We start from the raw sequence: 21666 nt of genomic DNA, 5'->3' as shown, positions 1-21666 counted from the left end.
CATGTGTTTGGCAGTGCCCGGCAAGGTCGTGGCCATCGACGACAGTTCCGACCCGCTCACCGGGCTGGTCGACTTCGGCGGCGTCCGGAAACAGGCGTGCCTGGAGTACGTGTCCGATGTGCGGGTGGGCGAGTACGTCATCGTGCACGTCGGATTCGCGCTCCAGCGCCTGGACGAGGAGTCGGCTCTGGCCTCCCTGAAGTTGTTCGAGGAACTGGGGCTGCTGGAGGAGGAGTTCGGGGACGCCTGGGAGCAGGCGGCCCAGGAGGCGGGCTCTGCCGCGGTGGCGGAGCCGCAGGACAGCGGAAGTGAGACCCGGTGAAGTACATCGACGAGTTCAACGACCCCGAACTGGCGCGGCGCCTGCTGGACGAGATCCGCGCCACCGCCACCCGGCCGTGGGCCCTGATGGAGGTGTGCGGGGGGCAGACCCACTCGATCATCCGTCATGGCATCGACCAACTTCTGCCGGAGCAGGTTGAGTTGATCCACGGGCCCGGCTGCCCGGTCTGTGTCACCCCGCTGGAGGTCATCGACAGGGCGCTGGAGATCGCCTCGCGGCCCGGGGTGATCTTCTGCTCCTTCGGCGACATGCTCCGGGTGCCGGGCACCGACCGCGACCTGTTCCGGGTCAAGGGCGAAGGCGGTGACGTGCGGGTGGTGTACTCGCCGCTCGACGCCCTGGAGCTGGCCCGCCGCAACCCGGACCGGGAGGTGGTGTTCTTCGCGATCGGCTTCGAGACCACGGCCCCGGCCAACGCGATGGCCGTGCACCAGGCGCGCCGGCTGGGCCTAAGCAACTTCAGCCTGCTGGTGTCGCACGTGCGGGTGCCCCCGGCCGTCGAGGCGATCATGACGGCACCCGAGTGCCGGGTGCAGGGCTTCCTCGCCGCCGGGCACGTGTGCAGCGTGATGGGCATGGCCGAGTACCCGGAGCTGGCCGAGCGGTTCCGGGTGCCGATGGTGGTGACCGGCTTCGAGCCGCTGGACATCCTGGAGGGCATCCGCCGGGCGGTGCGCCAGCTGGAGCGCGGCGAGCACCGGGTGGAGAACGCCTACCCGCGTGCCGTGCGCGAGGAGGGCAACCCGGCCGCGGTGCGCATGATCGAGGAGGTCTTCGAGGTCACCGACCGGGCCTGGCGCGGCATCGGGCCGATCCCGGGGAGCGGCTGGCGGCTGACCGACGCCTTCCGGGCGTACGACGCGGAGCACCGCTTCGACGTCGGCGGGATCCGCACCGAGGAGCCCGCCGAGTGCCGTGCCGGCGAGGTGCTCCAGGGTCTGATCAAGCCGACCGAGTGCGGCGCGTTCGGCACCACCTGCACACCGCGTACCCCGCTCGGCGCCACCATGGTCTCCAGCGAGGGCGCCTGCGCGGCCTATTACCTGTACCGGAGGATGAACGCCCCGGCACCGCAGGCCGGCGGGGCCGCGCAGCAGGAGGTGGCCCCCGTTGCCTGAACAACTCACCGATGTGGTGGACCCGGCCGCCTGGACCTGCCCCGCCCCACTGCGCGACCAGGGAGTCGTGGTCATGGGGCACGGTGGAGGGGGTGCGCTGTCGGCGGAGCTGATGGAGCAGATCTTCACCCCTGCCTACGGCAACGCCACCCTGTCCGGCCTCGCCGACTCCGCCGTCCTGGAACTGGGCGGCGCGCGGCTGGCCTTCTCCACGGACTCCTATGTGGTCCGGCCGCTGTTCTTCCCCGGCGGCGGCCTCGGCGATCTCGCGGTCAACGGCACCGTGAACGACCTCGCGATGAGCGGTGCCGTACCGGCCTATCTCTCCGCCGCCTTCGTGCTGGAGGAGGGCGTGGAGCTGACGGTCGTCGAGCGGATCGCGCGCTCCATGGGGGCGGCGGCCGAGGCGGCCGGGGTCACCATCGCGACGGGTGACACCAAGGTGGTGGAGTCCGGGCACGGCGACGGGGTGTACGTCACCACCGCCGGGGTGGGTCTGGTGCCCGGCGGGGTGGACATCCGGCCCCAGCGTGCCCGCCCCGGCGACGTGGTCATCGTCAGCGGCCCGATCGGGCTGCACGGTGTGGCGATCATGAGCGTCCGGGAGGGGCTGGAGTTCGGGGTGGAGATCGCCAGCGACACCGCGCCGCTGGCGGATCTGGTGGCGGCGATGCTGGCCGTCACCCCGGACATCCATGTGCTGCGCGACCCCACCAGGGGCGGCCTGGGCGCGTCCCTCAACGAGATCGCCCGTGCCTCCGGGACCGGTGTCCGGCTCCAGGAACGGGCCGTTCCGGTGCCGGACGCGGTGGCGAACGCCTGCGGGTTCCTCGGGCTCGACCCGCTCTACGTCGCCAACGAGGGGCGGTTGGTCGCGTTCGTTCCCCCGTCGGAGGCGGAGGCGGTGCTGGCGGCGATGCGGGCCCATCCCCGGGGTGCCGGGGCCACGGTGATCGGCGAGTGTGTCGCCGAGCACCCCGGGATGGTGGTGGTCGCCACCGGTCTCGGCGGGACGCGGGTGGTGGACCTGCCGCTCGGGGAGCAGTTGCCACGCATCTGCTGACCGGAGGACGACAGACGGGCGAGGGCCTCGCCGGTGCGCCGGCGGGGCCCTCGCCCGTCTGTTCCTCTATGCCGTCAGCGGCTCGACGGCCGCGATCTCCAGTTCCCGGCCGCTGCGCAGATCGCTGGAGGGCTGGTCGCAGCGCGGGCACCAGAAGAACGGGGGCACGCCCACCGCGAACTCCTCGGCGCACGGGCCGCACCAAGCCTGCGCGGGGATCTGTTCCACGACGAGGTGTGCCCCCGCGAGGGCGGTGCCGTCGCGGGCCACCTCGAAGGCGAAGCCGAGGGCGTCCGGCACGACGCCCGCCAGCTCGCCGACCCGGACGGTCACCTTCGAGACGGCGTCCGTCCCGTCCGCCCGGGCCAGCTCGTCGGCCCGCTCGATGATCGCGGTCGCGATCGACAGTTCGTGCACGGCCGGCTCACGGGTAGCGGTGGCCGGCGCGGAATCCGCCGGCCATCCGCCAGATCCGCATCTCGCGCCTCAGGCTGGGCCATTCCCAGCACAGCAGGGCCAGGGCCACACCGCCCACCAGGACGGCCTCGGTCTTCAGCACCCGCTGTCCGCTCATCCCGCCCTGTCTGCACGTGACCGGTCTGCGTACTCGTTTCATCGCGGTGACTCCCTGCTCGTTCTCATCACGGTGCTCATCCCGGGGAGATGTTCGGCATGGTCTCGGCGAGGGTGTCATGCCGCTTCCAGTGGATCCCCGTGGAGCGGCGCGCGTCGGCGGTGCCGTCCTCGTGGTGTCCCTTCTGCCGCTCGCGCGGTCCCTGGTTGCCCTGGTGGATACCGGCGATGTGCCGGGGCGTGTCGGGCTTCGCCTGGGGTCGGCCCACTCTGATGCTTCCCATGGGTGCTCTCCTTCCTCGCCTCCGGCCTGCGGAGTGCGTGGTCATGACCGCTCGGTGAGGTCCTCGAAGAACTGCTCGAGGGCCGGCCAGATCCGGCCGCCGCCGGACAGGCCGCGCCACTCCCGGCGTACGACGGCGACCATCCGGTAGCAGTCGTCGATCGGCACGATCCAGTGGTGGTCGAGGCCGTGGACGGTGTTCACCAGCAGAGCCTCCACCTCGGGTTCCACGGTGGCGAGCTGCGGAACCGTGCCGGACAGCTTCTGCCAGGCGGCCGCTTCCACCTCCCACCGCATGGCCCCCGCCGGGCTCGGTCCCTCGGCGGTGACGGAGCCGTCCGCGCGGGGCACGAAGAAGACCAGACCGACCGGTACGCCCAGCACTGCCGTGTCGACCTCGGGCAGCCGGACCCGGCGCCGGGGTACGAGCCGGTACGTGCCCTCCCCCGCCGCCGCGTCGGCGAACAGCACGGAGCAGGGGCCGCAGACGCAGCGCACCTCCTCCTGCCCGGTGTCGTACAGGTGTGCGTGCTCCTCGGCGACCGGCGCGGCGCACAGGTCGCACACCTCCGTCCGGGCCGTCGCGGTGCGGTCGGCCGAGGTGCGGATGAGGCGGGCCAGTGCCCCGTCGGTGGTCACGGTGCGCCCCGGTGCGTCAGCGTGGTCAGCGGGACGAACGCGGGGGCTGTCTCGGTCACGGGCTCCACCGCCGTCAGCTCGGGCGCCACGGAGAGCACCGCCGCGCGGACCGCGTCGGTGACCTCGGAGCCTCCGCCTCCGCAGCCGGACCCGCAGCCGCCCGTCGTCAGACGCACGCGGGCGACCTGTCCTTCCACTCCGGCCCACTCCACGTCACCGCCGCGCTCCTGCACGGCGGGCCGCAGGCGTTCGACCGCGCGGGCCGCCCGGCGTTCGGCGGGCTCGGGGTGGATGTCGTGCAGCACCATGAGGTGCGCCAGCAGTTCGTCCTCGGCGAGGCGCTCGGCCAGTCGCTCGTCCGCGTGGTCCAGGACCCGGGCCAGGGCCTCGCCGTAGACCTCGGTCAGCAGCGCCACCGCCTCGGTCGCCGAGCGGGTCGTGGGGGCGGGCGCGGACTCGATGCCTTCCAGCAGCTCGTCCAGCCGGCCGAGCCTGGCCTCGACGTCCGGATCGGCCAGCCGTGCGCCGGCGGCCTCAGCCATGGTTCGCCCCGTAGGTCGGCGAGTGCAGGGTGGTCAGTGTCTTGCCCTTGCCGACGTACATGTGCACACCGCACGGCAGACAGGGGTCGAAGCTGCGGACGGTGCGCATGATGTCGACGCCCTTGAAGTCGTCCGGCCCGTTCTCCTCGAAGATGGGCTGGCCCTGGACGGCGTCCTCGTACGGGCCGGGGGTGCCGTACATGTCGCGGGGGCTGGCGTTCCACGGGGTGGGCGGGTACGGGTGGTAGTTGGCGATCTTCTTGTCCTTGATCACCAGGTGGTGGGAGAGGACGCCGCGCACCGCCTCGTGGAAGCCGCAGCCGATCGCCTCGTCGGGCACCTCGTAGTTCTCGAACACCTTGGTCTCGCCGGCGCGGACCATGCCCATGGCCTCTTCGATGAACTGCAGGGCCATGGCGGCCGCGTAGGCGATGAAGTAGGGCCGGGCGCGGTCTCGTTCGATGGTGTTGCTCCACTGCGGGATGCGCCACTCCAGGGTGGTCTCCGGCAGGGACTCGCCCTTGGGCAGCGAGATGCGCACGCTGTGGCCGGTGGACTTGACGTACGGGGTGTCGACCAGGCCGCTGAGCGCGGTCGACCACAGGCGGGCCAGCGGGCCGCCGCCGGTGTCGAGGGCGAGGTGGTCGCCGGTGCGCTGGTCGAACCAGCGGGGGCTCATCACCCAGCTGTACTTGTCGTCGAAGTCGCGCTTCTGCGGCACCGGGACGGTGGTCTGGTTCCACGGGTGGCGCATGTCGACGGGGTTGCCGAGCGGGTCGTGGGTGACGAAGGGCGACTCGTTGACCCAATCCTCGTAGTACGAGCTGCCGAGCATGATGCGCAGGCCGAGGTTGATGTCGACGAGGTTGTTGGTGACCAGTTCGCCGTCGACGATGATGCCCGGGGTGACGTACATGTCCTTGCCCCAGGAGTTCATGTTCTCGTAGCGGTAGTCGACGGTCTGGGGGTTCTGGAAGGCGCCCCAGCAGCCCAGCAGGACGCGGCGGCGGCCGACCTCCTCGTAACCGGGCAGTGCCTCGTAGAAGAAGTCGAAGACGTCGTCGTTCATGGCGACGGCCTTCTTCACGAAGTCGATGACCCGCATGAGGCGGCTGAGGTAGTCGGTGAAGACGGTCGGCTGCGGCATCGTGCCGACGCCGCCCGGGTACAGCGTGGAGGGGTGGACGTGCCGTCCCTCCATCAGGCAGAACATCTCGCGGGTGACCCGGCTGACCTTGAGGGCCTCCTTGTAGACCTCGCCCTCGAAGGGGTTGAAGGCCTTCATGATGTCGGCGATCGTGCGGTAGCCGTGGATCTCGCCGCGGGGTGCCTCGGTGCGCTCGGCGCGGGCCAGGACACCGGGGTTGGTGGCCTTGACCATCGCCTCGCAGAAGTCCACGAAGACCAGGTTGTCCTGGAAGATCGTGTGGTCGAACATGTACTCGGCGGCCTCGCCGAGGTTGACGATGTGCTCGGCCAGCGGGGGCGGCTTGACGCCGTAGGCCATCTGCTGGGCGTAGTCGGAGCAGGTGGTGTGGTTGTCGCCGCAGATGCCGCAGATCCGGGAGGTGATGAAGCCTGCGTCGCGCGGGTCCTTGCCCTTCATGAACACCGAGTAGCCGCGGAAGAGCGACGAGGTGCTGTGGCATTCGACGACTTCCCGGTTGGCGAAGTCGATCTTCGTGTAGATGCCCAGGTTCCCGATGATCCGCGTGATCGGATCCCAGGACATGTCCACGAGCTGTGGCGGCTTGCGGTCCGTGGGCCGGGCCTCGGTGGTGGTCATCTGCGGTACTGCCCCTCGCTGTCGGTGGTGTGTGGGGTGGTGGGGTGAGTCAGGGGACGTTTCGCCCAAAGACGCGTCATCAGGGACGCCAGTGCGGGTCGTAACCGCTGGTCAGCTTGTGCTTGTTGTGGCGCCACCTGGGCTCGTGGTTGACCAGCTCGTTGGTCACGCCGCGCAGCCGTCGGATGACGGCCCCGTACGGCTTGACGACGAGGGACGACAGGGTGCTGCCCGGAGGCTCGTCCATGAACGGCATGAACGCGTCGGGGAAGCCGGGCATCGTGCAGCCGATGCAGATGCCGCCGACGTTGGGGCAGCCGCCGATGCCGGCCATCCAGCCGCGCTTGGGCACGTTGCAATTCACGACCGGGCCCCAACAGCCCGTCTTGACCAGGCACTTGGGCGAGTTGTAGTCCGTGGCGAAGTTGGCCTGCTCGTAGTACGAGCCGCGGTCGCAGCCCTCGTGGACCGTCTTCCCGAACAGCCACTGCGGGCGCAGCATGTGGTCCAGCGGTGGCGGGGGCGCGGAGCCGGCCGCGTGGTACAGGACCCAGATCAGGGTCTCCATGAAGTTCTCGGGCTGGATCGGGCAGCCGGGCACGTTGACGATCGGCAGGCCGGCCTGGGAGGTGTAGTCCCAGCCCAGGTAGTCGGCGAGGCCCATGCAGCCCGTCGGGTTGCCGGACATGGCGTGGATGCCGCCGAAGGTGGCGCAGGTGCCGGCGGCGACCACCGCCCAGGCCTTGGGGGCCAGTTGGTCGATCCACCAGTTGAGGGTCTGCGGCTCGCCGGTCTCCGGATCGTTGCCGAAGGAGGTCCAGTAGCCGTCGCCCTCGATGATGTTCTGGTTGGGGATGGAGCCCTCGATGACGAGGATGAACGGGCCCAGTTCGCCGCGTACGGCCGCCCGGTAGGGCGCGAGGAAGTCCTCACCGCCCAGGCTGGGCGAGAGCACCTTGTTGACCAGGTTCACCTTCGGCAGGCCCGGGATCAGCCCGAGCACCAGGTCCTCGATGGAGGGCTGGTCGGCTGCGGTGAGCGAGACGGTGTCGCCGTCGCAGCTCATGCCCTCGGAGATCCAGAGGATGTGGATCTCGTCGATGCCCTGCCGGTCCTCGGACCGTTCGGGTTCCTTGCTGACTTCGGTGGTGCTGCTGTGGGTGGTCATGTCACTCGGCCTCCGCTGCGGGGGTCTCGGAGTCGGTCGTGTGCCGCGCCGGAGCTGCGGCGGGAGCCGGTGCCGACGGCTCGTCCGGGCATCCGGCGGGCTCGAGGGGTTCGAGCTCGTCGGGCCGGAAGTAGTGGAAGCGGCCGTACCAGTTGTTCAGTTCGGCGGCCGGGTCGTCGTCGAGGGTGACGGCGAGGTGCACGCTGCCGTCGACGTCGTGGAAGACGGCGGCGACCTCGGCGATCCGCCCGGCCAGGAACATGTCCTGGGCGTCGGCGCCGCGTCCCCGGGGGCGGAGCCGTACGCGGCTGCCGCCGGCCAGGGGGACACCGTCGACGAGCACGGTGTCGCTGGTCGGGGAGAGACCGTCATCGCCGCCCTCCTGCCACCAGGCGGGACGGTCGGCGGGCGCCTCGGGGGTGACCGGTACCGGCGAACCGGCAGTGCCCTGCGGCCGGTCGGCAGGAGTCGTGGGGGCGGCCGGTGTCAGGGAGCGGACCGCGCCGTGCAGCCGTTCGAACACCTCCTGCGGCATGGTGTCGACCCGGTCGAGGATCGCCGCCGCCCGCGGGTCGGTGGCCCGCGCCTCGCGCTTCTCCTCATCGGTCAGCAGCATCGTGCGCAGGGTGAGGATCTCGTCGATCTCCGCCGCGTCGTGCAGGTCGCCCGGGCTCTCGGGAGCGACCTGGGGGTGGTCGGGCAGGATGATCGGCGCGGACAGCACGACACGGCCGGCGTCCCCCGCTTCACCGCCGAGGACGGGGAAGGTGAACTCGTTGCGGCACGCGCGGGCCGGTGCTCGCAGGTCCGTCGGCGGATCGATCAGCGAGACGAACTCCACCCCCTCGCCCCCGATGAGGGTGTGGGTGGCGATGAGGGCCCGGCGCAGCGCCTCGTCCCGCGCGGTGTGCGCGGGCGGGGCGGGCGCGGTGTTCGTGGTGTGGACGCGGATCCGGCAGAGGCCGTCGGAGAGCCGCTCGGCGGTGACGGTGGTCTCGGCCCGGATCTCCTCGCGGCTGCGCACCACCCGCCCTGCGCCTTCGGCCAGCGGCTCGATGTCCTCTCCTGCCGCGGCGCCCACGGCGACGGTGGGTCCGTCCCGGAGGAGTTCGTCGAGCGGGACCTCGACCTCGCACTCGCGCGGCAGGGCCTCGTCGAAGGTCAGGTGCACCGTGCCGTCGCCGGTGCGCAGCGACTCGACGGGGCCGTGGCCGGCGTCCTCCACCTGCTTGCGCTGCATCTGGAGGTAACGCACCCGCACGCGTACGCGGGCACGGTCCGGCTGACGGACCCGCAGCAGGCATTCGGTCCGCTGGTACCAGGAGTCGGCGGAGCCGGAGACACCGGGGGTGACGGGGCCGTCCGCCTCCACCCAGTCCCGGGGGAACAGCACCCCGAACTGCCAGCGGACGCGGTTCTTGGCGGAGGAGCGGCGGTAGGGGTAGAGGAGGTAGCCCTCGTAGAGGACGGCGTCGGCGACGGCGCTGAGCTGCTCGAAGACGCCCGGGGCCGGGCCCGCGCCGCCCGGTGGGGCAGCGCTCTTCGTGCCGTCCTCGGCCAGTGCCTCCGCCATCACGCCTCCTCGTCGCCGGGTGCACGCGCATCCCTTCCACCACGGTCACACCGCTCATCCCCGCTCGCCTCCTCCGGCGCAGCGGAATTGGGCCGTTCGGGGTGCTCGTGGGGCAGTCGGAGGGTGTGGCGGAGACGAGGAGCACGGCGACGGGCCCGTCAGCGCCGAGGCGCGACGGGCCCGTGTCGGTGGTGGAGGAGTCAGCGCTGCCCGTGGGCGAGCCTGTGTGCCAGCAGCGGGACGACGACCGCGGCGGCGACCACGTGGGACACCGCCAGGACGATCTGGGTGGACGTGGCGGTGTGCGGGGCGACGGCCGGGCCGGCCAGGGACAGTGCGGTGAGCGCGACGGTGGTCACCGTGAAGGTGCGGGCGGGCCGCTTGGCCCAGCGGGCGAGGGCGACCGCGAGGACGATCCCCGCGACCGACCAGAACAGCACTCCGCCGAAGAAGCCGCCGACCGGGATCTCCGCGGCCTGGGTGGCGCCCGGACTCGCCGCCTCCATCGGGACACCGGCGGCCCGTGTGACGAGCGCGAAGGCCTCCGTCACGACGGCTCCGGCGAGGGTCGCCACCAGGCCGACCAGCCATACGGGGCGCGTGGCGAGGAAGCCGGAGGTGCTCCGGGAACCGGTCTGCGTGGTCTGGGTCACTGGCGTCGTCGCACTCATGTCACGTTCTCCTGGCGGTTGTCGGGGCGCGGTGGGGCTTTCGGAGAGTCAGACCGTGCGGCACGGCGGAACTCATCGGTGACCCAAGGTGTCTTCCCGGGGCCGGTGTTCCTCCGGATGGCACACGTCACCCGCACGAACCGGCCTGTCACGGGAAGGCGTCACCTCATGGACCAGCCGACACATCGACCCCGCCCCACCACGAGCCCGGCCGTCACCACCCTGGCCGACCCGCTGGTCAACAAGGGCACCGCCTTCAGCCGACGCGAACGCGAGGAGCTGGGACTCGACGGGCTGCTGCCGCCCGCCGTGGAGACCCTGGACGAGCAGGTCGCTCGCGCCTACGAGGCGTTCCGCGGCTACGACAAGCCCCTGAACCGGCACATCTACCTGCGGCAGCTCCAGGACACCAACGAGGTGCTCTTCTACCGTCTGGTCACCGAGTACCTGGAGGAGCTGCTGCCCGTCGTCTACACGCCGACGGTGGGTGAGGCCTGTCGGCGGTTCAGCGAGATCTACCGTCGGCCGCGCGGGCTCTTCCTGTCCTGGGAGGACCGGCACCGCTTCCGTGACATCCTGCGCAACCGCCCGCACCGGGACCACGCGGTGGACGTCATCGTCGTCACCGACGGGCAGCGCATTCTCGGCCTGGGCGACCAGGGCGTCGGCGGCATGGGCATCCCGATCGGCAAGCTCAGCCTCTACACGGCGATCGGCGGCATCCACCCCGCCCGCACCCTGCCGATCCTGCTGGACGTCGGCACCGACAACGAGAGCCTCCTCGACAATCCCCGCTATCTGGGCCGCCGCGCCCGGCGGCTGACCGGCGCCGAGTACGACGAGATGATCGAGGCGTTCGTCTCGGCGGTCGAGGCGGAGCTGCCCGGGACACTGCTGCAGTGGGAGGACTTCGCCACCGCCCACGCCCACCCGATCCTCGCCCGCTACCGTGACCGGCTGCTCACGTTCAACGACGACATCCAGGGCACCGCGGCCGTCACGCTGGGCGCCCTGTCCACCGCGGCGAACGTGGCCGGCACCCCGCTGCCCGAGCAGCGCGTGGTGATCCTGGGTGCGGGATCGGCCGCCATCGGCGTCGCCGACATGATCCGTACGGCCATGATCGACGAGGGCCTCCCGGAGGACGAGGCCACGGCACGGTTCTGGATCCTCGACGTCGACGGCCTGCTGGTGTCCTCACGCTCCGAACTGTCCCCGCAGCAGCGGATGTTCGCCCGCGACGACAGCGAGGTGGCCGGCTGGGAGGGCACCGGCCTCGCCGACGTGGTGCGCCGCGTCGAGCCGACGGCCCTGATCGGGCTGTCGACGGCTCACGGCGCGTTCACCGAGGACATCGTGCGGCAGATGGCCTCGACCTGCGAACGGCCCGTCGTCTTCCCGCTCTCCAACCCCACCTCGCACTCCGAGGCCGAGCCCGCGGACCTCACCCGCTGGACCGACGGCCGGGCGCTGATCGCCACCGGCTCGCCCTTCCCGCCCCTGACGGTCGACGGGCAGGACGTGCCGGTGGCGCAGTCGAACAACGTGTACGTCTTCCCGGCCATGGGACTCGCGGTGACCGCGAGCCGGGCCACCCGGGTCACCGACCGCATGCTCGTGGCCGCCGCCCGGGCCGTCGCACGGTGCGCGGTCCGGGCGGCGGACGGCGACGACGGCCCCGTGCCGTTGCTGCCGCCCCTGACCGGCATGCGGGAATCCGCCCGCGAGATCGCCCTGGCCGCGGCCCTCGCCGCCGTGGAGGACGGGGTGGCGCCCCAGGCCACGGAGCAGGAGCTGCGCGAGGCGGTCGCCCGGGCGCAGTGGACGCCGCGCTACGAGGACTAGGAGGGTTCGGTGGACCCGGCCGCGCCCCTCACCCGACCCGGATGCCCACGATGCAGGTGTCGTCGTCGGTGTCCGACTTGCTGTAGGTGAGAAGGCGGTCCAGCTGCTGGTCGAGGGTGCTGGGCGCCGCGCGGGCGGTGGTCAGGAGGTGGGTCAGGGACTCCTCCACCGGCCGGTCGCGGCGTTCGACCAGGCCGTCCGTGTACATCAACAGGGTGTCCTCGGGTTCCAGTCGAAGCTCGGTCTCCTCGTACACGGCCTCGGGGACGGCACCCAGCAGCAGGCCCTTGACCAGGGGCAGAGGAGCCGCTTCGGTGTCCCGGACGAGCACGGGCGGCAGGTGTCCCGCCCGGGCCCAGCGCAGCGTCCGCCCGACCGGGTCGTACAGCCCGCACACCGCGGTCGCGGTGACGGCGCCCGTCAGATGGTGCGCCACGATGTTGAGCCACGACAGCAGCTGGCCCGGCCCGGCGCCGGTCACCGCCAGACCGCGCAGCGCGTTGCGCAGGACGACCATGCTGGTGGCGGCCTCGATGCCGTGCCCGGCCACGTCGCCCACGCAGAGCAACACCTTCCGGGACGGCAGGACGACGGCGTCGTACCAGTCGCCGCCCACGAGTTGCTCGGTCTCCGCGGGCCGGTAGCGGACGGCCACCTGGAGCCCGGACACCTGCAACGGCGCCTGGGTGGGGGGCATGATGGCGTGCTGCAACTGCAGGGTCAGCCGGTTGCGTTCGGTGGCCTGCTGCTCGGTGTGGGCCAGCTGGTCGCGGGTGGCGGCGAGCGCCACCTCGGTCCAGTGCTGGGCCGAGATGTCCTGGTAGGCACCGCGGATCAGGAGCAGCCGGTCGTCGGTGTCGAGCACGGGTTCGGCGACGATCCGGATGTGGCGGGTCACCCCGTCCGGCCGCTGCAGCCGGAAGGCCGCGGCCGCCGGCCGCCGGTGGTGCAGCAGCGTGCGCAGGAAGCGGCGGATGGAGACGCCGTCGTCCGGGTGGGCATGGGCCGGCAGCTCTTCCAGGGCCACCGGGGTGCTCGTCTCCGGCCGGCCGTAGAGGTCGAAGAGCTGTCCGTTCCAGGTGATCTCGCCGGTGAGCACGTTCTCCTCGAACCCGCCGATGCGGCCGAGCCGCTGGGCGTGCTGGAGCAGGCTCGCAAGGCGCGCCGTCTCGTCCTCGATACGCCAGATGAGGAGTACGGACATCCCGTGGCGGCTGATGCTGATGTCCGCCACCGCCGAGAGGGGGACCTGGTCGACGAGGGCGGTGAGGTTCATCCGCCGGGCCCGGAAGGGCTCACCGGTGGCATAGACCCGCTCGACGCGCTGGAACAACTCGCTGTCCCCGGCGGCCATCGGGTAGGCCTCCAGAAGCAGCGCGCCGCTCACGACCGCCCGCGGCCTGCCCGCGGGGTCCATGAACCGGCTGTTCACGTGCTGGATGCGGAAGTCCACCAAGTGGCCGTCGCCGTCCAGGTGCGGCACCAGCACGAGGGCGGGGTCGTGCAGCCCGTCGGCCAGGTCCATCAGCTCGGCGGCGTCCGGCAGGACGCGCGGCTCCTGGGCGGCCCCCTGGGGCGGCGTGTACAACTCCAGGGTGTGGGCGCACAGTTCGGCCAGCGCCTCCACCTGGCGGACGATCTGCGGAGGCTGCGGCTCCAGCCGGTCCGGCCAGGCGATCTCCAGGACGCCGTGGATGCGCCCCCCGGTGCCGGCGGGCAGGGCGACCCGGCCACCGTCCGGGTGGTGGTGCAGACCGATGCTGGGCAGTCCGGTCGGGCCGAGCGTGCTGATCCACTGCCCCTCTCGCTCCATGAGGCCCCGCCGGGCCACGGTCACCACGTCCGGCGGGACGTAGCGCCAGCGTGCGGCCTCGGCCGGTGAGAATCCCGCGCTGCCCGCCAGGGTGAGCGAGCCGTCGGAGCCCACGGCCCATACGGCCACCGCCACCGCGCCGAGGGGACGCAGCGCCTGTTCCAGCAGGGCGTCGGCCACGGCCTGGGTGTCGTCCGCGGCCAGCACGCCGCTCTCGGCCGCGCGCAGGCGTACGGCCGCCGACTCGCGCTCGGTCTCGTCGGCGGCCTTGGTGGCGGCGAGGAAGGCGTCCGTCACCTCGGACATCCGGTCCCGGGCGGCCTGGTTGATGACGTCGACGGCGAACTCCAGGGGCGTCACCTGGGCCTGCTCGGCCAACTGGGTGAGCTGCCGGGCGGCCTGGGCCGGACCACACTTCAGCCGCTCGACCAGGACGCCCTTCGCGAGCTCGATCAGGGCCCGCCCTTCGGCCTCCGCCTGGGCGGCGCGCACCTCCCGGCTGAGCCGTTCCACGGTGGCGGCCAGCCGGCCCACCGGTGAGGCGGAGGAGAGCTCGTCGAGGTCGCCGGGCGGGTCGTCGGAGGACGCCGGCGGCTCCTCCATGACCCCGGACGGCCCGTCGGGAGGCGCCGCCTCCCCGTCGGCGGCCTTCGCCTCCCCAGCGGTGGCCGGGGGCAACGCGTCGGACGGCACGGACGACGGAGTGGACTCCGGACCGGTGGCCGAGTCGCGCTGCGGCTCACGGTCCTGACCCGGTTCGCGCGGCTGCTCGGACATGCTCACGGTGTGGATGCTCCTCGACTGGAGCGCTCTGAGGCGCGGGACGGCAGGCGCTGCGGGGCGCCCGGCCCGCGGGTGTGCGGGTCGGGCGCCGGTGTGCTCATGCCGGCAGCCAGCGGCGGACGCAGGCGATGAGGTCGCGCGTGTCGACGGGCTTGGTGACGTAGTCGCTGGCTCCCGAGGCGAGGCTCTTGTCCCGGTCTCCGGGCATCGCCTTCGCCGTGACGGCGATGATGGGCAGCTCGGCGTACTGGGGCATCCGGCGGATCTCGGCCGTCGCGGTGTAGCCGTCCATCTCCGGCATCATCACATCCATCAGCACGATGGCGACGTCCGGGTTGTTCACCAGCGTCTCGATGCCTCTGCGCCCGTTCTCGGCGTGCAGGACGCGGAAGCCCTGCAACTCCAGGATCCCGCTCAGGGCGAACAGGTTCCGCGCGTCGTCGTCCACGACGAGGACGGTGCGGCCGGCCGACGCGGCGTCGGGGGAGGGCGGCGTCGGTTGCTGCTGTCCCTCGGTCCGGACCAGGGACAGCACATCCCCGGGCTCCTCGGCGGACAGGTGCAGCGCGATGCGCTCACGCAGCTCGTCGAGGCTGGACAGCAGCTCCAGGGCGCCGCCCTCCGAGCGGGACCGCAGCGTCTCGTCCAGGGGCACGTCCACGGGGTGGCTGTTGTGCACCAGCACCGGAACGCTCGTCAGCGCCGAGTCACCCTCCAGGGCCCGGAGGAACCGGGACGCCTCGCCGTCGCGCATGCCCAGCTCCAGGACGACGCAGTGGCACGGCTCGGACGCCAGCGCACCGGCCGCCTCCTGCGCGCCGACGGCGGTGATGATGTCGACCGCGGGACGCTGAGCGCCGTCGGCGCGGCCGTGCGCCAGGTCGGCGACCACGCTCTCCGCGACGAGCGTCAGCAGACCGCGCGACCGCTCCTCCACGACGAGCAGACGCCTCGGCCGGGGGCCGGGCCCGATCTGCGGCACCGGCACCGAGCCGGACAGTCCCTGCGGCAGGGGTTCGGCCGCCGCGCGCTCGGGTGTTCTGCCGTGACCGAGCAGTTCCTCGAAGTCGGGACGGGCCACCGGCAGGAAGAGCGTGAACGTGCTCCCCTGGCCGGGTGTGCTCTGCACCGACACGGCGCCGCCGAGCAGCTGGGCGATCTCCCGCGTGATGGACAGGCCCAGGCCGGTACCGCCGTACTTCCGGCTCGTCGTGCCGTCCGCCTGCTGGAAGGCACCGAAGATCGTCTCGAGGTGCTGCTCGGGGATGCCGATGCCGGTGTCCTTGACGCGGAAGGCGACCACGGCGGCGCCCCGGACCACGCCCTCGGGCACCTCGTCGTCCGAGGCGGGCTCGATGCTCAGCTCCACGCCGCCCTGCTCGGTGAACTTCACGGCGTTCGACAGGAGGTTGCGCAGCACCTGGCGCAGCCGGGAGTCGTCCGTGAGCACGTCCGCCGGCGCGCCCGCGGCGGTGGTCACCTTGAATTCCAGGCTCTTCTGGGTCGTCATCGGCCGGAAGGTGGCCTCGACGTACTCGATGAGCTGGCGCAGCGTCACCCGCTCGGGCGTGACGTCCATCTTCCCGGCCTCGACCTTCGACAGGTCGAGGATGTCGTTGATGAGCTGCAGCAGATCGGAACCGGCGGAGTGGATGATCTGCGCGTACTCGACCTGCTTGGGCGTGAGGTTGCGGGACGGGTTCTGTGCCAGCAACTGGGCCAGGATGAGCAGGCTGTTGAGCGGGGTGCGCAGTTCGTGGCTCATGTTGGCCAGGAACTCCGACTTGTACTTCGAGGCCAGCGACAGCTGCTGGGCGCGGGTCTCCAGTTCCTGGCGGGCCTGCTCGATCTGCAGGTTCTTCGCCTCGATGTCCCGGTTCTGCGTCGCGAGCAGCGAGGCCTTCTCCTCCAGTTCCGCGTTGGAGCGCTGCAGTTCCTCCTGCTGCACCTGCAACTCCGTGGAGCGGGCCTGGAGTTCGACCGTGAGGCGCTGCGACTCGACCAGCAGCTCGTCGGTGCGGGCGTTGGCCACGATGGTGTTGACGTTGACGCCGATGGTCTCCATCAGCTGGGCGAGGAAGTCCCGGTGGATCTGGGTGAAGGGCGTGACCGACGCCAGCTCGATGACGCCGAGGACCTGGCCCTCGACCACGATGGGCAGCAGCACCAGCGCGGTCGGCACCACCTGGCCGAGGCCTGAGGAGATGGTCACATAGCCGTCCGGCAGCTCGTCCACCATGATGGTGCGCCGGCTGCGCGCGGCCTGGCCGACGAGGGTGCGGCCGAAGGCGATGCGGGTGGGGCGGCTGCTGTCCTCCGGGTAGCCGTAGGAGCCGACGAGCCGCAGTTCGGGCCCGTCGTCGCCGTCCTCGGCGAGGTAGAAGGCCCCGTACTGGGCCGACACCAGGGGCACCAGCTCGTCCATGATCAGCTCGGCGACCACGGGCAGGTCGCGGTGGCCCTGCATCAGGCCCGAGATACGGGCGAGGTTGGTCTTGAGCCAGTCCTGCTCCTGGTTGGCCCGGGTGGTCTCGCGCAGGGACTCCACCATGGAGTTGATGTTGTCCTTGAGCTCGGCGACCTCGCCGGACGCCTCCACGGTGATGGAGCGCGTCAGGTCGCCCTCGGCGACGGCGCTCGCGACCTCGGCGATGGCGCGGACCTGCCGGGTCAGGTTGCCCGCCAGCTCGTTGACGTTCTCCGTCAGGCGCTTCCAGGTTCCGGAGACGCCCTCGACCTCGGCCTGCCCGCCGAGGCGTCCCTCGGTGCCGACCTCGCGGGCGACACGCGTGACCTCGTCGGCGAACGCGGACAACTGGTCGACCATCGTGTTGATCGTCGTCTTGAGTTCGAGGATCTCCCCGCGGGCGTCGACGTCGATCTTCTTCGACAGGTCGCCCTTGGCCACCGCGGTCGTCACCAGCGCGATGTTGCGGACCTGGCCGGTGAGGTTGTTCGCCATCGAGTTGACGTTGTCGGTGAGGTCCTTCCAGGTGCCGGCGACGTTCGGCACGTGCGCCTGGCCCCCGAGGCGTCCTTCGGTGCCGACCTCGCGGGCGACACGCGTGACCTCGTCGGCGAAGGCCGACAGCGTGTCGACCATCGTGTTGATGACCTCGGCCAGCGCCGCGACCTCGCCGGCGGCCTCCACGGTGATCCGCTGTGACAGGTCGCCGCGCGCCACGGCGGTGGCGACCTGGGCGATGGAACGGACCTGGCCGGTCAGGTTCGACGCCATCACGTTGACGTTGTCGGTGAGGTCCTTCCAGGTTCCCGACACACCGCGCACCTGGGCTTGTCCGCCGAGGCGTCCTTCGGTGCCGACCTCGCGGGCGACCCGCGTGACCTCGTCGGCGAACGCGGACAACTGGTCGACCATCGTGTTGATGGTGCTCTTCAGCTCCAGGATCTCACCACGAGCGTCCACGGTGATCTTCTGGGAGAGATCGCCCTTGGCGACGGCGGTCGCCACCAGCGCGATGTTGCGGACCTGGCCGGTGAGGTTGCCCGCCATGAAGTTCACCGAGTCGGTGAGGTCGCGCCAGGTGCCCTTGACGCCCTTGACGTCCGCCTGCCCGCCGAGGCGTCCCTCGGTGCCGACCTCGCGGGCCACCCGCGTGACCTCGTCGGCGAACGCGGACAACTGGTCGACCATCGTGTTGATGGTGCTCTTCAGCTCCAGGATCTCACCACGAGCGTCCACGGTGATCTTCTGGGAGAGATCGCCCTCGGCGACCGCCGTGGTCACCTGGGCGATGGAACGGACCTGGCTCGTGAGGTTGCCCGCCATGTGGTTCACGGAGTCGGTCAGGTCGCGCCAGACACCGGCCACACCCGGCACCTGCGCCTGTCCGCCGAGCCGTCCCTCGCTGCCGACCTCCCGGGCGACCCGCGTGACCTCGTCGGCGAACGCGGACAACTGGTCGACCATCGTGTTGACGGTCTCCTTCAGCTGCAGGATCTCACCGCGGGCGGGCACGTCGATCTTCTGGGAGAGGTCGCCCTTGGCCACGGCCGTGGCCACCTGGGCGATGTCGCGGACCTGGGTGGTCAGGTTGCCCGCCATGGCGTTGACCGAGTCGGTGAGGTCGGCCCAGGTACCCGAGACCCCCGGCACCTCCGCCTGCCCGCCGAGCGTCCCCTCGGTGCCGACCTCGCGGGCCACCCGGGTGACTTCGGAGGTGAACACGGACAGCTGGTCGACCATGCCGTTGAAGACCGTGGCGATGTCGCCCATGAGGCCGTCCGCGTCGTCCGGCAGCCGGGTGCCGAAGTCCCCGTCGCGAACGGCTGTCAGGCCGGCCAGCAGCCGGCGCAACTCCTGGTCGCCCGGCACCGCATCGACAACCCCAGTGCTGTCGCTGGTCATGCGCACCCTCGTTCCGCTCCCCTAGAGTCCTCGCGACGAGGACTCGGAACCCGCCGGACCGATGGGCGGCCCGATTGTCGTGCATCATCTCCGCATTCACGGACGTGTATGCGATGTGGAAATACGCCGCAGGTTAACCCACGTTTCGAAACCTGAACAAAGCCGGAGCCGCCATCCTGGCCGAACAGCGCGGCCACGTCACGAGCCCCGTGGAGCGGCAGCGACGGGAACCTCCGCGGCAGCGGCGTCCGCCCTGAAGAAGTCCTGGTCACGCCGCGTGTACCGGGTGGAGGCCCGGCTCAGGGCGCGGCGGCGTCGTCGACCGTGTCCCTGATCTCCAGGATGCCGTCGACCCCGGTGATCTCACAGAGCCGCCGCAGCTGCGGTGACGGGGCGACCACGCGCAGCGTGCCCGTCTGGTGGGTCAGGATCAGCAGATTCAGCAGCGTCGAGTCCGCGAAGGTGATCCCGGAGGCGTCCAGGATCACCTTCGGATACCTCCTGATCGCGGTCCGCAGCGCATTCGCCAACGGTGTGATCGTGTCCATGTCGCAGGAGCCATGTGCGTTGACGACCCAGGCACCGCGCCAGTCGTACTGCGACACCGCGGCCCCTTCCGGGCCATGCGCGGCGGCCGGTCCCGGCAGTGGCTCACTGCCGATGTCGCGCGTGAGCGCGGGCATGCCGGCGTCGTCCCAGGGCACCTTGGGCTCCCTCTGTGCTTCTCCCCTAGGGGAGCACGTCATCTGTTGCATGAAAAGTATGTCACGTATCTACGTTCCGGCAATGATGGACCCCTAAAATGCTGCGCATGGTAGGAGTGCCCGAGTCCCACACCGGATGGACGTTCATCACCAGCCACGCTCGCGTCCTGGCCGTCATCGCCGACAATCCGAACGTCCGCATCCGTGACATCGCCGCCCGCTGCCGGCTCACGGAGCGCGCCGTCGCGCGGATCATCGCCGATCTCGAGCGGGACGGTTACCTGTCTCGCACCCGGGACGGGCGCACGAACACCTACCGCATCGAGCCGGACAAGGTGCTGCGCCACCCGGCCGAAGCGGGCCTCTCCGTGGCTGCGCTGCTCTCCCTGCTCGTGCAGGACGAGACCGACCGCACGAGGAATCCCGTCGGCTCGTGACCGCCGACGACCCGGGCGGACCCCTCCGGATCGGCGCCCTCGTTCCACTGACTCGGCCGGGCTGGGTCCAGGCGGGGCAGCACCTGCTCGCCGGGCTCGAATCGGCCGTAAACGCCTTCACCATCGCGGGGACCCCCGCATCGGGCACGGATCCGCTTCTCATCGTCTCCGCCGACGCCACGGATCTGGACAAGGGCCGGACAGTGCGGGTCACCGGCACCGTGACAGAGCGTTTCGAAGCCGTGAGAGTGAAAGACGACCTCGGCGTGAACTGGAACGACGACCTCTTCACCGAGTGGGACGACAAGCACTACATCGTCGCCTCCACCGTCACTCCCTCCACCGTCACTCCACAGTGAGCGGACAGCGGTTTGCCCGTCCTTTGCCCGGGTTACTCCCACGCCCACGCTCAAGAACCAGGCGAAAGGGACCCGGCTTCATGCGTACCACCACCACAGGCCGCCGCAGGGCCATGCCCCTCCTTGCCGCGCTTCTTCTCAGCGGCGCGATCGTCAGCGGATGCGGCAACGGCGATACGGCGGGTCCCGAGAAGGGCGCGGACGTGCAAGACGTGCAGGAGACCTCGCTGTGGCGAGATGTGCACCGGTGGGTCGGAAAAGAGGTCACTCTCAGTGCCGATGTGAACGAGGTGCTCAATCGGCATTCGTTCACCCTCGCGGGCGTTCCGGAATCGGACGTCGACGAACTGCTCGTGGTCTCGGCGGACACCACCGACGTCGAAGAAGGAGAGACCGTCCAGGTCACCGGTACGGTCAAGGCGGGATTCAACGCCGAGGCCGTCAAGAAGGACCTCGGGGTCAACTGGAACGACCCCCTCTACAAGGACTGGGTCGACGAGCACTACCTCGTTGCTTCCGACGTCGACACCCGACCGAGCGGTTAGGTCATCGAGGACTCACCGCGCCGCCGTCACTCGGAGACGTTCTCGTCGCAGGCGGCACCCCGGGTGCGTGCGGCGCGCGTCAGGTGGCCGTCGCCCCGAGGACGAGGGCGGCCGTGGGTTCCGGGTCGCTGTAGGGGAAGCCGTGGGCTCCGGGCAAGATCACCGCGCGGCCGGAGGGCGTCTGCCGCGCCGCGTGTGTGATCCAGTCGGGCGGCGCCAGCGGATCGTGTGCGCCGGCGGCCAGCAGGACGGGACAGCTCAGCTCCGGCAGGGCCTGCTCCGGGCGGTCGCCGAGGGCCGAGGCCAGATAACGGGTCAGGCGCAGCGGGCCGGCCCTGAGGTAGTCCGGTACGACGGCGCCGAGCAGTCCGGCGGGTTCGCGCACGGCGGTGCGGGTCGCGGCCCGGAGCAGGGGTGCGGTGTGGCGCAGGTGAGGCGGGAAGGTCATCCCGAGCAGAACCAGAGCGCGCACCAGGCCCGGGGCGCGGACCGCTGCGCGCAGCGCCACCTGGGCGCCGGTGGAATGCCCGGCCAGCACGACGGGGCTGTCGGGGACGCGGGCGAGCCAGTTCGTCACGGTCCCGGCGAGCGGGCCGACCATCGGCGGGTTGCAGGCCCGTCTCCCGGGGGCTGTGAAGCCCGGGAGGTCGAGCAGATGGCAGGTGGTGTGCTCGGCGCATCGGCTGAATGAGGGAAGCAGAGCGTTCACCGCTCCCAGCCCCGGTATCCAGACCACGGGCAGGCGGTCACTTCCCGCGGGGCCTGCGGCGTACAGGCGCCGTACCGGCCTGGTCCGCCGCACCGGACGAGCGGTGCGCGCACTGTGGTCGCTCGCGCCGGAGCTCACGGCCGTCGGCCGGCTCACCGGGGTCCTGCCGGGCTTGTGGCAGCCTGTTCCCCGCCCCGCCGCGACCACTGGTGGCCGCGGCGGAGCCGGGAATGGTCTGTCACCGTTCGCCCCTCAGGCATCCGCCACTCCTTGCGGACACGCTCACCGAGTCGGCCGTCGGCCGGATCAACAGCCCGGCTGATGCCGCACCGTCCTGTGCCGT

General features: G+C 71.2%; 20 protein-coding genes. 7 read left to right on the top strand and 13 right to left on the bottom strand.

Features of this window, described 5'->3' with window-relative positions:
• Position 1: 1 nt before the first annotated feature.
• Genes QNO09_RS05795 through hypE form a run of 3 tightly spaced genes read left to right on the top strand, consistent with a single transcriptional unit; the run spans position 2 to position 2524 of the window.
• Entirely contained in the window at positions 2 to 322 is a 321-nt protein-coding gene (locus QNO09_RS05795) for a HypC/HybG/HupF family hydrogenase formation chaperone (RefSeq protein ID WP_283968951.1), read from the top strand.
• A complete protein-coding gene (gene hypD / locus QNO09_RS05790; RefSeq protein WP_283968950.1) occupies positions 319 to 1461 on the top strand; it encodes a hydrogenase formation protein HypD in 1143 nt (380 codons plus the stop codon). The genes QNO09_RS05795 and hypD overlap by 4 nt, the downstream gene beginning before the upstream one ends.
• A complete protein-coding gene (gene hypE, locus QNO09_RS05785; protein ID WP_283968949.1) occupies positions 1454 to 2524 on the top strand; it encodes a hydrogenase expression/formation protein HypE in 1071 nt (356 codons plus the stop codon). Before hypD ends, hypE begins: the two co-directional genes overlap by 8 nt.
• Before the next feature lie 66 nt (positions 2525 to 2590).
• On the opposite strand, the gene hypA is transcribed toward hypE, so the two are convergent.
• The 9 genes from hypA to QNO09_RS05740 all read right to left on the bottom strand — a co-directional run bounded on the left by hypA (position 2591) and on the right by QNO09_RS05740 (position 9759).
• Entirely contained in the window at positions 2591 to 2941 is a 351-nt protein-coding gene (gene hypA / locus QNO09_RS05780; protein ID WP_283968948.1) for a hydrogenase maturation nickel metallochaperone HypA, read from the bottom strand.
• A 7-nt stretch (positions 2942 to 2948) separates the two neighbouring features.
• Positions 2949 to 3098, bottom strand: coding sequence for a hypothetical protein (locus QNO09_RS05775; RefSeq protein ID WP_283968947.1), 150 nt, complete (start codon positions 3096 to 3098; stop codon positions 2949 to 2951).
• Between the two features lie 76 nt (positions 3099 to 3174).
• Entirely contained in the window at positions 3175 to 3381 is a 207-nt protein-coding gene (locus tag QNO09_RS05770) for a hypothetical protein (RefSeq protein WP_283968946.1), read from the bottom strand.
• 41 nt (positions 3382 to 3422) lie between these two features.
• Positions 3423 to 4019, bottom strand: a complete 597-nt coding sequence (locus QNO09_RS05765; RefSeq protein WP_283968945.1) for a DUF5947 family protein — start codon at positions 4017 to 4019, stop codon at positions 3423 to 3425.
• Positions 4016 to 4561 carry a NifU-related iron-sulfur-binding protein gene (locus QNO09_RS05760; RefSeq protein WP_283968944.1) on the bottom strand — a complete coding sequence of 182 codons (546 nt, stop codon included), beginning with the start codon at positions 4559 to 4561 and terminating at the stop codon, positions 4016 to 4018. Before QNO09_RS05760 ends, QNO09_RS05765 begins: the two co-directional genes overlap by 4 nt.
• A complete protein-coding gene (locus QNO09_RS05755; protein WP_283968943.1) occupies positions 4554 to 6347 on the bottom strand; it encodes a nickel-dependent hydrogenase large subunit in 1794 nt (597 codons plus the stop codon). The genes QNO09_RS05760 and QNO09_RS05755 overlap by 8 nt, the downstream gene beginning before the upstream one ends.
• A gap of 79 nt (positions 6348 to 6426) precedes the next feature.
• Positions 6427 to 7515 carry an NADH-quinone oxidoreductase subunit B family protein gene (locus tag QNO09_RS05750; RefSeq protein WP_062925206.1) on the bottom strand — a complete coding sequence of 363 codons (1089 nt, stop codon included), beginning with the start codon at positions 7513 to 7515 and terminating at the stop codon, positions 6427 to 6429.
• Position 7516: 1 nt separating this feature from the next.
• Positions 7517 to 9088, bottom strand: a complete 1572-nt coding sequence (locus QNO09_RS05745) for a hypothetical protein (RefSeq protein ID WP_283968942.1) — start codon at positions 9086 to 9088, stop codon at positions 7517 to 7519.
• A gap of 200 nt (positions 9089 to 9288) precedes the next feature.
• On the bottom strand, positions 9289 to 9759 hold the full coding sequence (locus QNO09_RS05740) for a DUF6069 family protein (protein ID WP_283968941.1): 471 nt from the start codon (positions 9757 to 9759) through the stop codon (positions 9289 to 9291).
• 168 nt (positions 9760 to 9927) lie between these two features.
• Between QNO09_RS05740 and QNO09_RS05735 the strand changes: the two genes are divergently transcribed.
• A complete protein-coding gene (locus QNO09_RS05735) occupies positions 9928 to 11604 on the top strand; it encodes an NAD-dependent malic enzyme (RefSeq protein ID WP_283968940.1) in 1677 nt (558 codons plus the stop codon).
• 28 nt (positions 11605 to 11632) lie between these two features.
• Here the strand turns inward: QNO09_RS05735 and QNO09_RS05730 are convergent, their stop codons facing one another.
• The 3 genes from QNO09_RS05730 to QNO09_RS05720 all read right to left on the bottom strand — a co-directional run bounded on the left by QNO09_RS05730 (position 11633) and on the right by QNO09_RS05720 (position 19273).
• Complete coding sequence (locus tag QNO09_RS05730) at positions 11633 to 14200, bottom strand: SpoIIE family protein phosphatase (RefSeq protein WP_502962248.1); 2568 nt, start codon at positions 14198 to 14200, stop codon at positions 11633 to 11635.
• A 97-nt stretch (positions 14201 to 14297) separates the two neighbouring features.
• Entirely contained in the window at positions 14298 to 18569 is a 4272-nt protein-coding gene (locus tag QNO09_RS05725; RefSeq protein ID WP_283968939.1) for a HAMP domain-containing protein, read from the bottom strand.
• A 299-nt stretch (positions 18570 to 18868) separates the two neighbouring features.
• The gene (locus QNO09_RS05720; protein WP_283968938.1) at positions 18869 to 19273 is read right to left on the bottom strand and encodes an STAS domain-containing protein; all 405 of its coding nucleotides are present in this window, start codon (positions 19271 to 19273) and stop codon (positions 18869 to 18871) included.
• A 107-nt stretch (positions 19274 to 19380) separates the two neighbouring features.
• Between QNO09_RS05720 and QNO09_RS05715 the strand changes: the two genes are divergently transcribed.
• The 3 genes from QNO09_RS05715 to QNO09_RS05705 all read left to right on the top strand — a co-directional run bounded on the left by QNO09_RS05715 (position 19381) and on the right by QNO09_RS05705 (position 20614).
• Entirely contained in the window at positions 19381 to 19710 is a 330-nt protein-coding gene (locus QNO09_RS05715) for a helix-turn-helix transcriptional regulator (protein WP_283968937.1), read from the top strand.
• Positions 19707 to 20069 (top strand): hypothetical protein, encoded by a 363-nt coding sequence (locus QNO09_RS05710; protein WP_283969197.1) that lies wholly within the window; start codon positions 19707 to 19709, stop codon positions 20067 to 20069. Before QNO09_RS05715 ends, QNO09_RS05710 begins: the two co-directional genes overlap by 4 nt.
• 80 nt (positions 20070 to 20149) lie before the next feature.
• Complete coding sequence (locus QNO09_RS05705) at positions 20150 to 20614, top strand: hypothetical protein (RefSeq protein WP_283968936.1); 465 nt, start codon at positions 20150 to 20152, stop codon at positions 20612 to 20614.
• 79 nt (positions 20615 to 20693) lie between these two features.
• Here QNO09_RS05705 and QNO09_RS05700 read toward each other — a convergent pair whose 3' ends face one another.
• On the bottom strand, positions 20694 to 21350 hold the full coding sequence (locus tag QNO09_RS05700; RefSeq protein ID WP_283968935.1) for an alpha/beta fold hydrolase: 657 nt from the start codon (positions 21348 to 21350) through the stop codon (positions 20694 to 20696).
• Positions 21351 to 21666: the final 316 nt, after the last annotated feature.

Origin of the sequence: Streptomyces sp. 378 (genome assembly GCF_030124145.1) — a bacterium.
In the GTDB taxonomy this organism is placed as follows: Bacteria; Actinomycetota; Actinomycetes; order Streptomycetales; family Streptomycetaceae; genus Streptomyces.
The sequence above is the reverse complement of the archived record's forward strand: the minus strand, read 5'-3'. Positions and strand labels throughout refer to the sequence as shown.

Bases quoted from the DNA above. Each gene is read 5' to 3' on its own strand.
- QNO09_RS05795 (WP_283968951.1), top strand. From the start codon at position 2: ATGTGTTTGGCAGTGCCCGGCAAGGTCGTGGCCATCGACGACAGTTCC.
- QNO09_RS05775 (WP_283968947.1), bottom strand. From the start codon at position 3,098: ATGAGCGGACAGCGGGTGCTGAAGACCGAGGCCGTCCTGGTGGGCGGT.
- QNO09_RS05770 (WP_283968946.1), bottom strand. From the start codon at position 3,381: ATGGGAAGCATCAGAGTGGGCCGACCCCAGGCGAAGCCCGACACGCCC.
- QNO09_RS05760 (WP_283968944.1), bottom strand. From the start codon at position 4,561: ATGGCTGAGGCCGCCGGCGCACGGCTGGCCGATCCGGACGTCGAGGCC.
- QNO09_RS05755 (WP_283968943.1), bottom strand. From the start codon at position 6,347: ATGACCACCACCGAGGCCCGGCCCACGGACCGCAAGCCGCCACAGCTC.
- QNO09_RS05750 (WP_062925206.1), bottom strand. From the start codon at position 7,515: ATGACCACCCACAGCAGCACCACCGAAGTCAGCAAGGAACCCGAACGG.
- QNO09_RS05745 (WP_283968942.1), bottom strand. From the start codon at position 9,088: ATGGCGGAGGCACTGGCCGAGGACGGCACGAAGAGCGCTGCCCCACCG.
- QNO09_RS05740 (WP_283968941.1), bottom strand. From the start codon at position 9,759: ATGAGTGCGACGACGCCAGTGACCCAGACCACGCAGACCGGTTCCCGG.
- QNO09_RS05735 (WP_283968940.1), top strand. From the start codon at position 9,928: ATGGACCAGCCGACACATCGACCCCGCCCCACCACGAGCCCGGCCGTC.
- QNO09_RS05725 (WP_283968939.1), bottom strand. From the start codon at position 18,569: ATGACCAGCGACAGCACTGGGGTTGTCGATGCGGTGCCGGGCGACCAG.
- QNO09_RS05715 (WP_283968937.1), top strand. From the start codon at position 19,381: ATGGTAGGAGTGCCCGAGTCCCACACCGGATGGACGTTCATCACCAGC.
- QNO09_RS05705 (WP_283968936.1), top strand. From the start codon at position 20,150: ATGCGTACCACCACCACAGGCCGCCGCAGGGCCATGCCCCTCCTTGCC.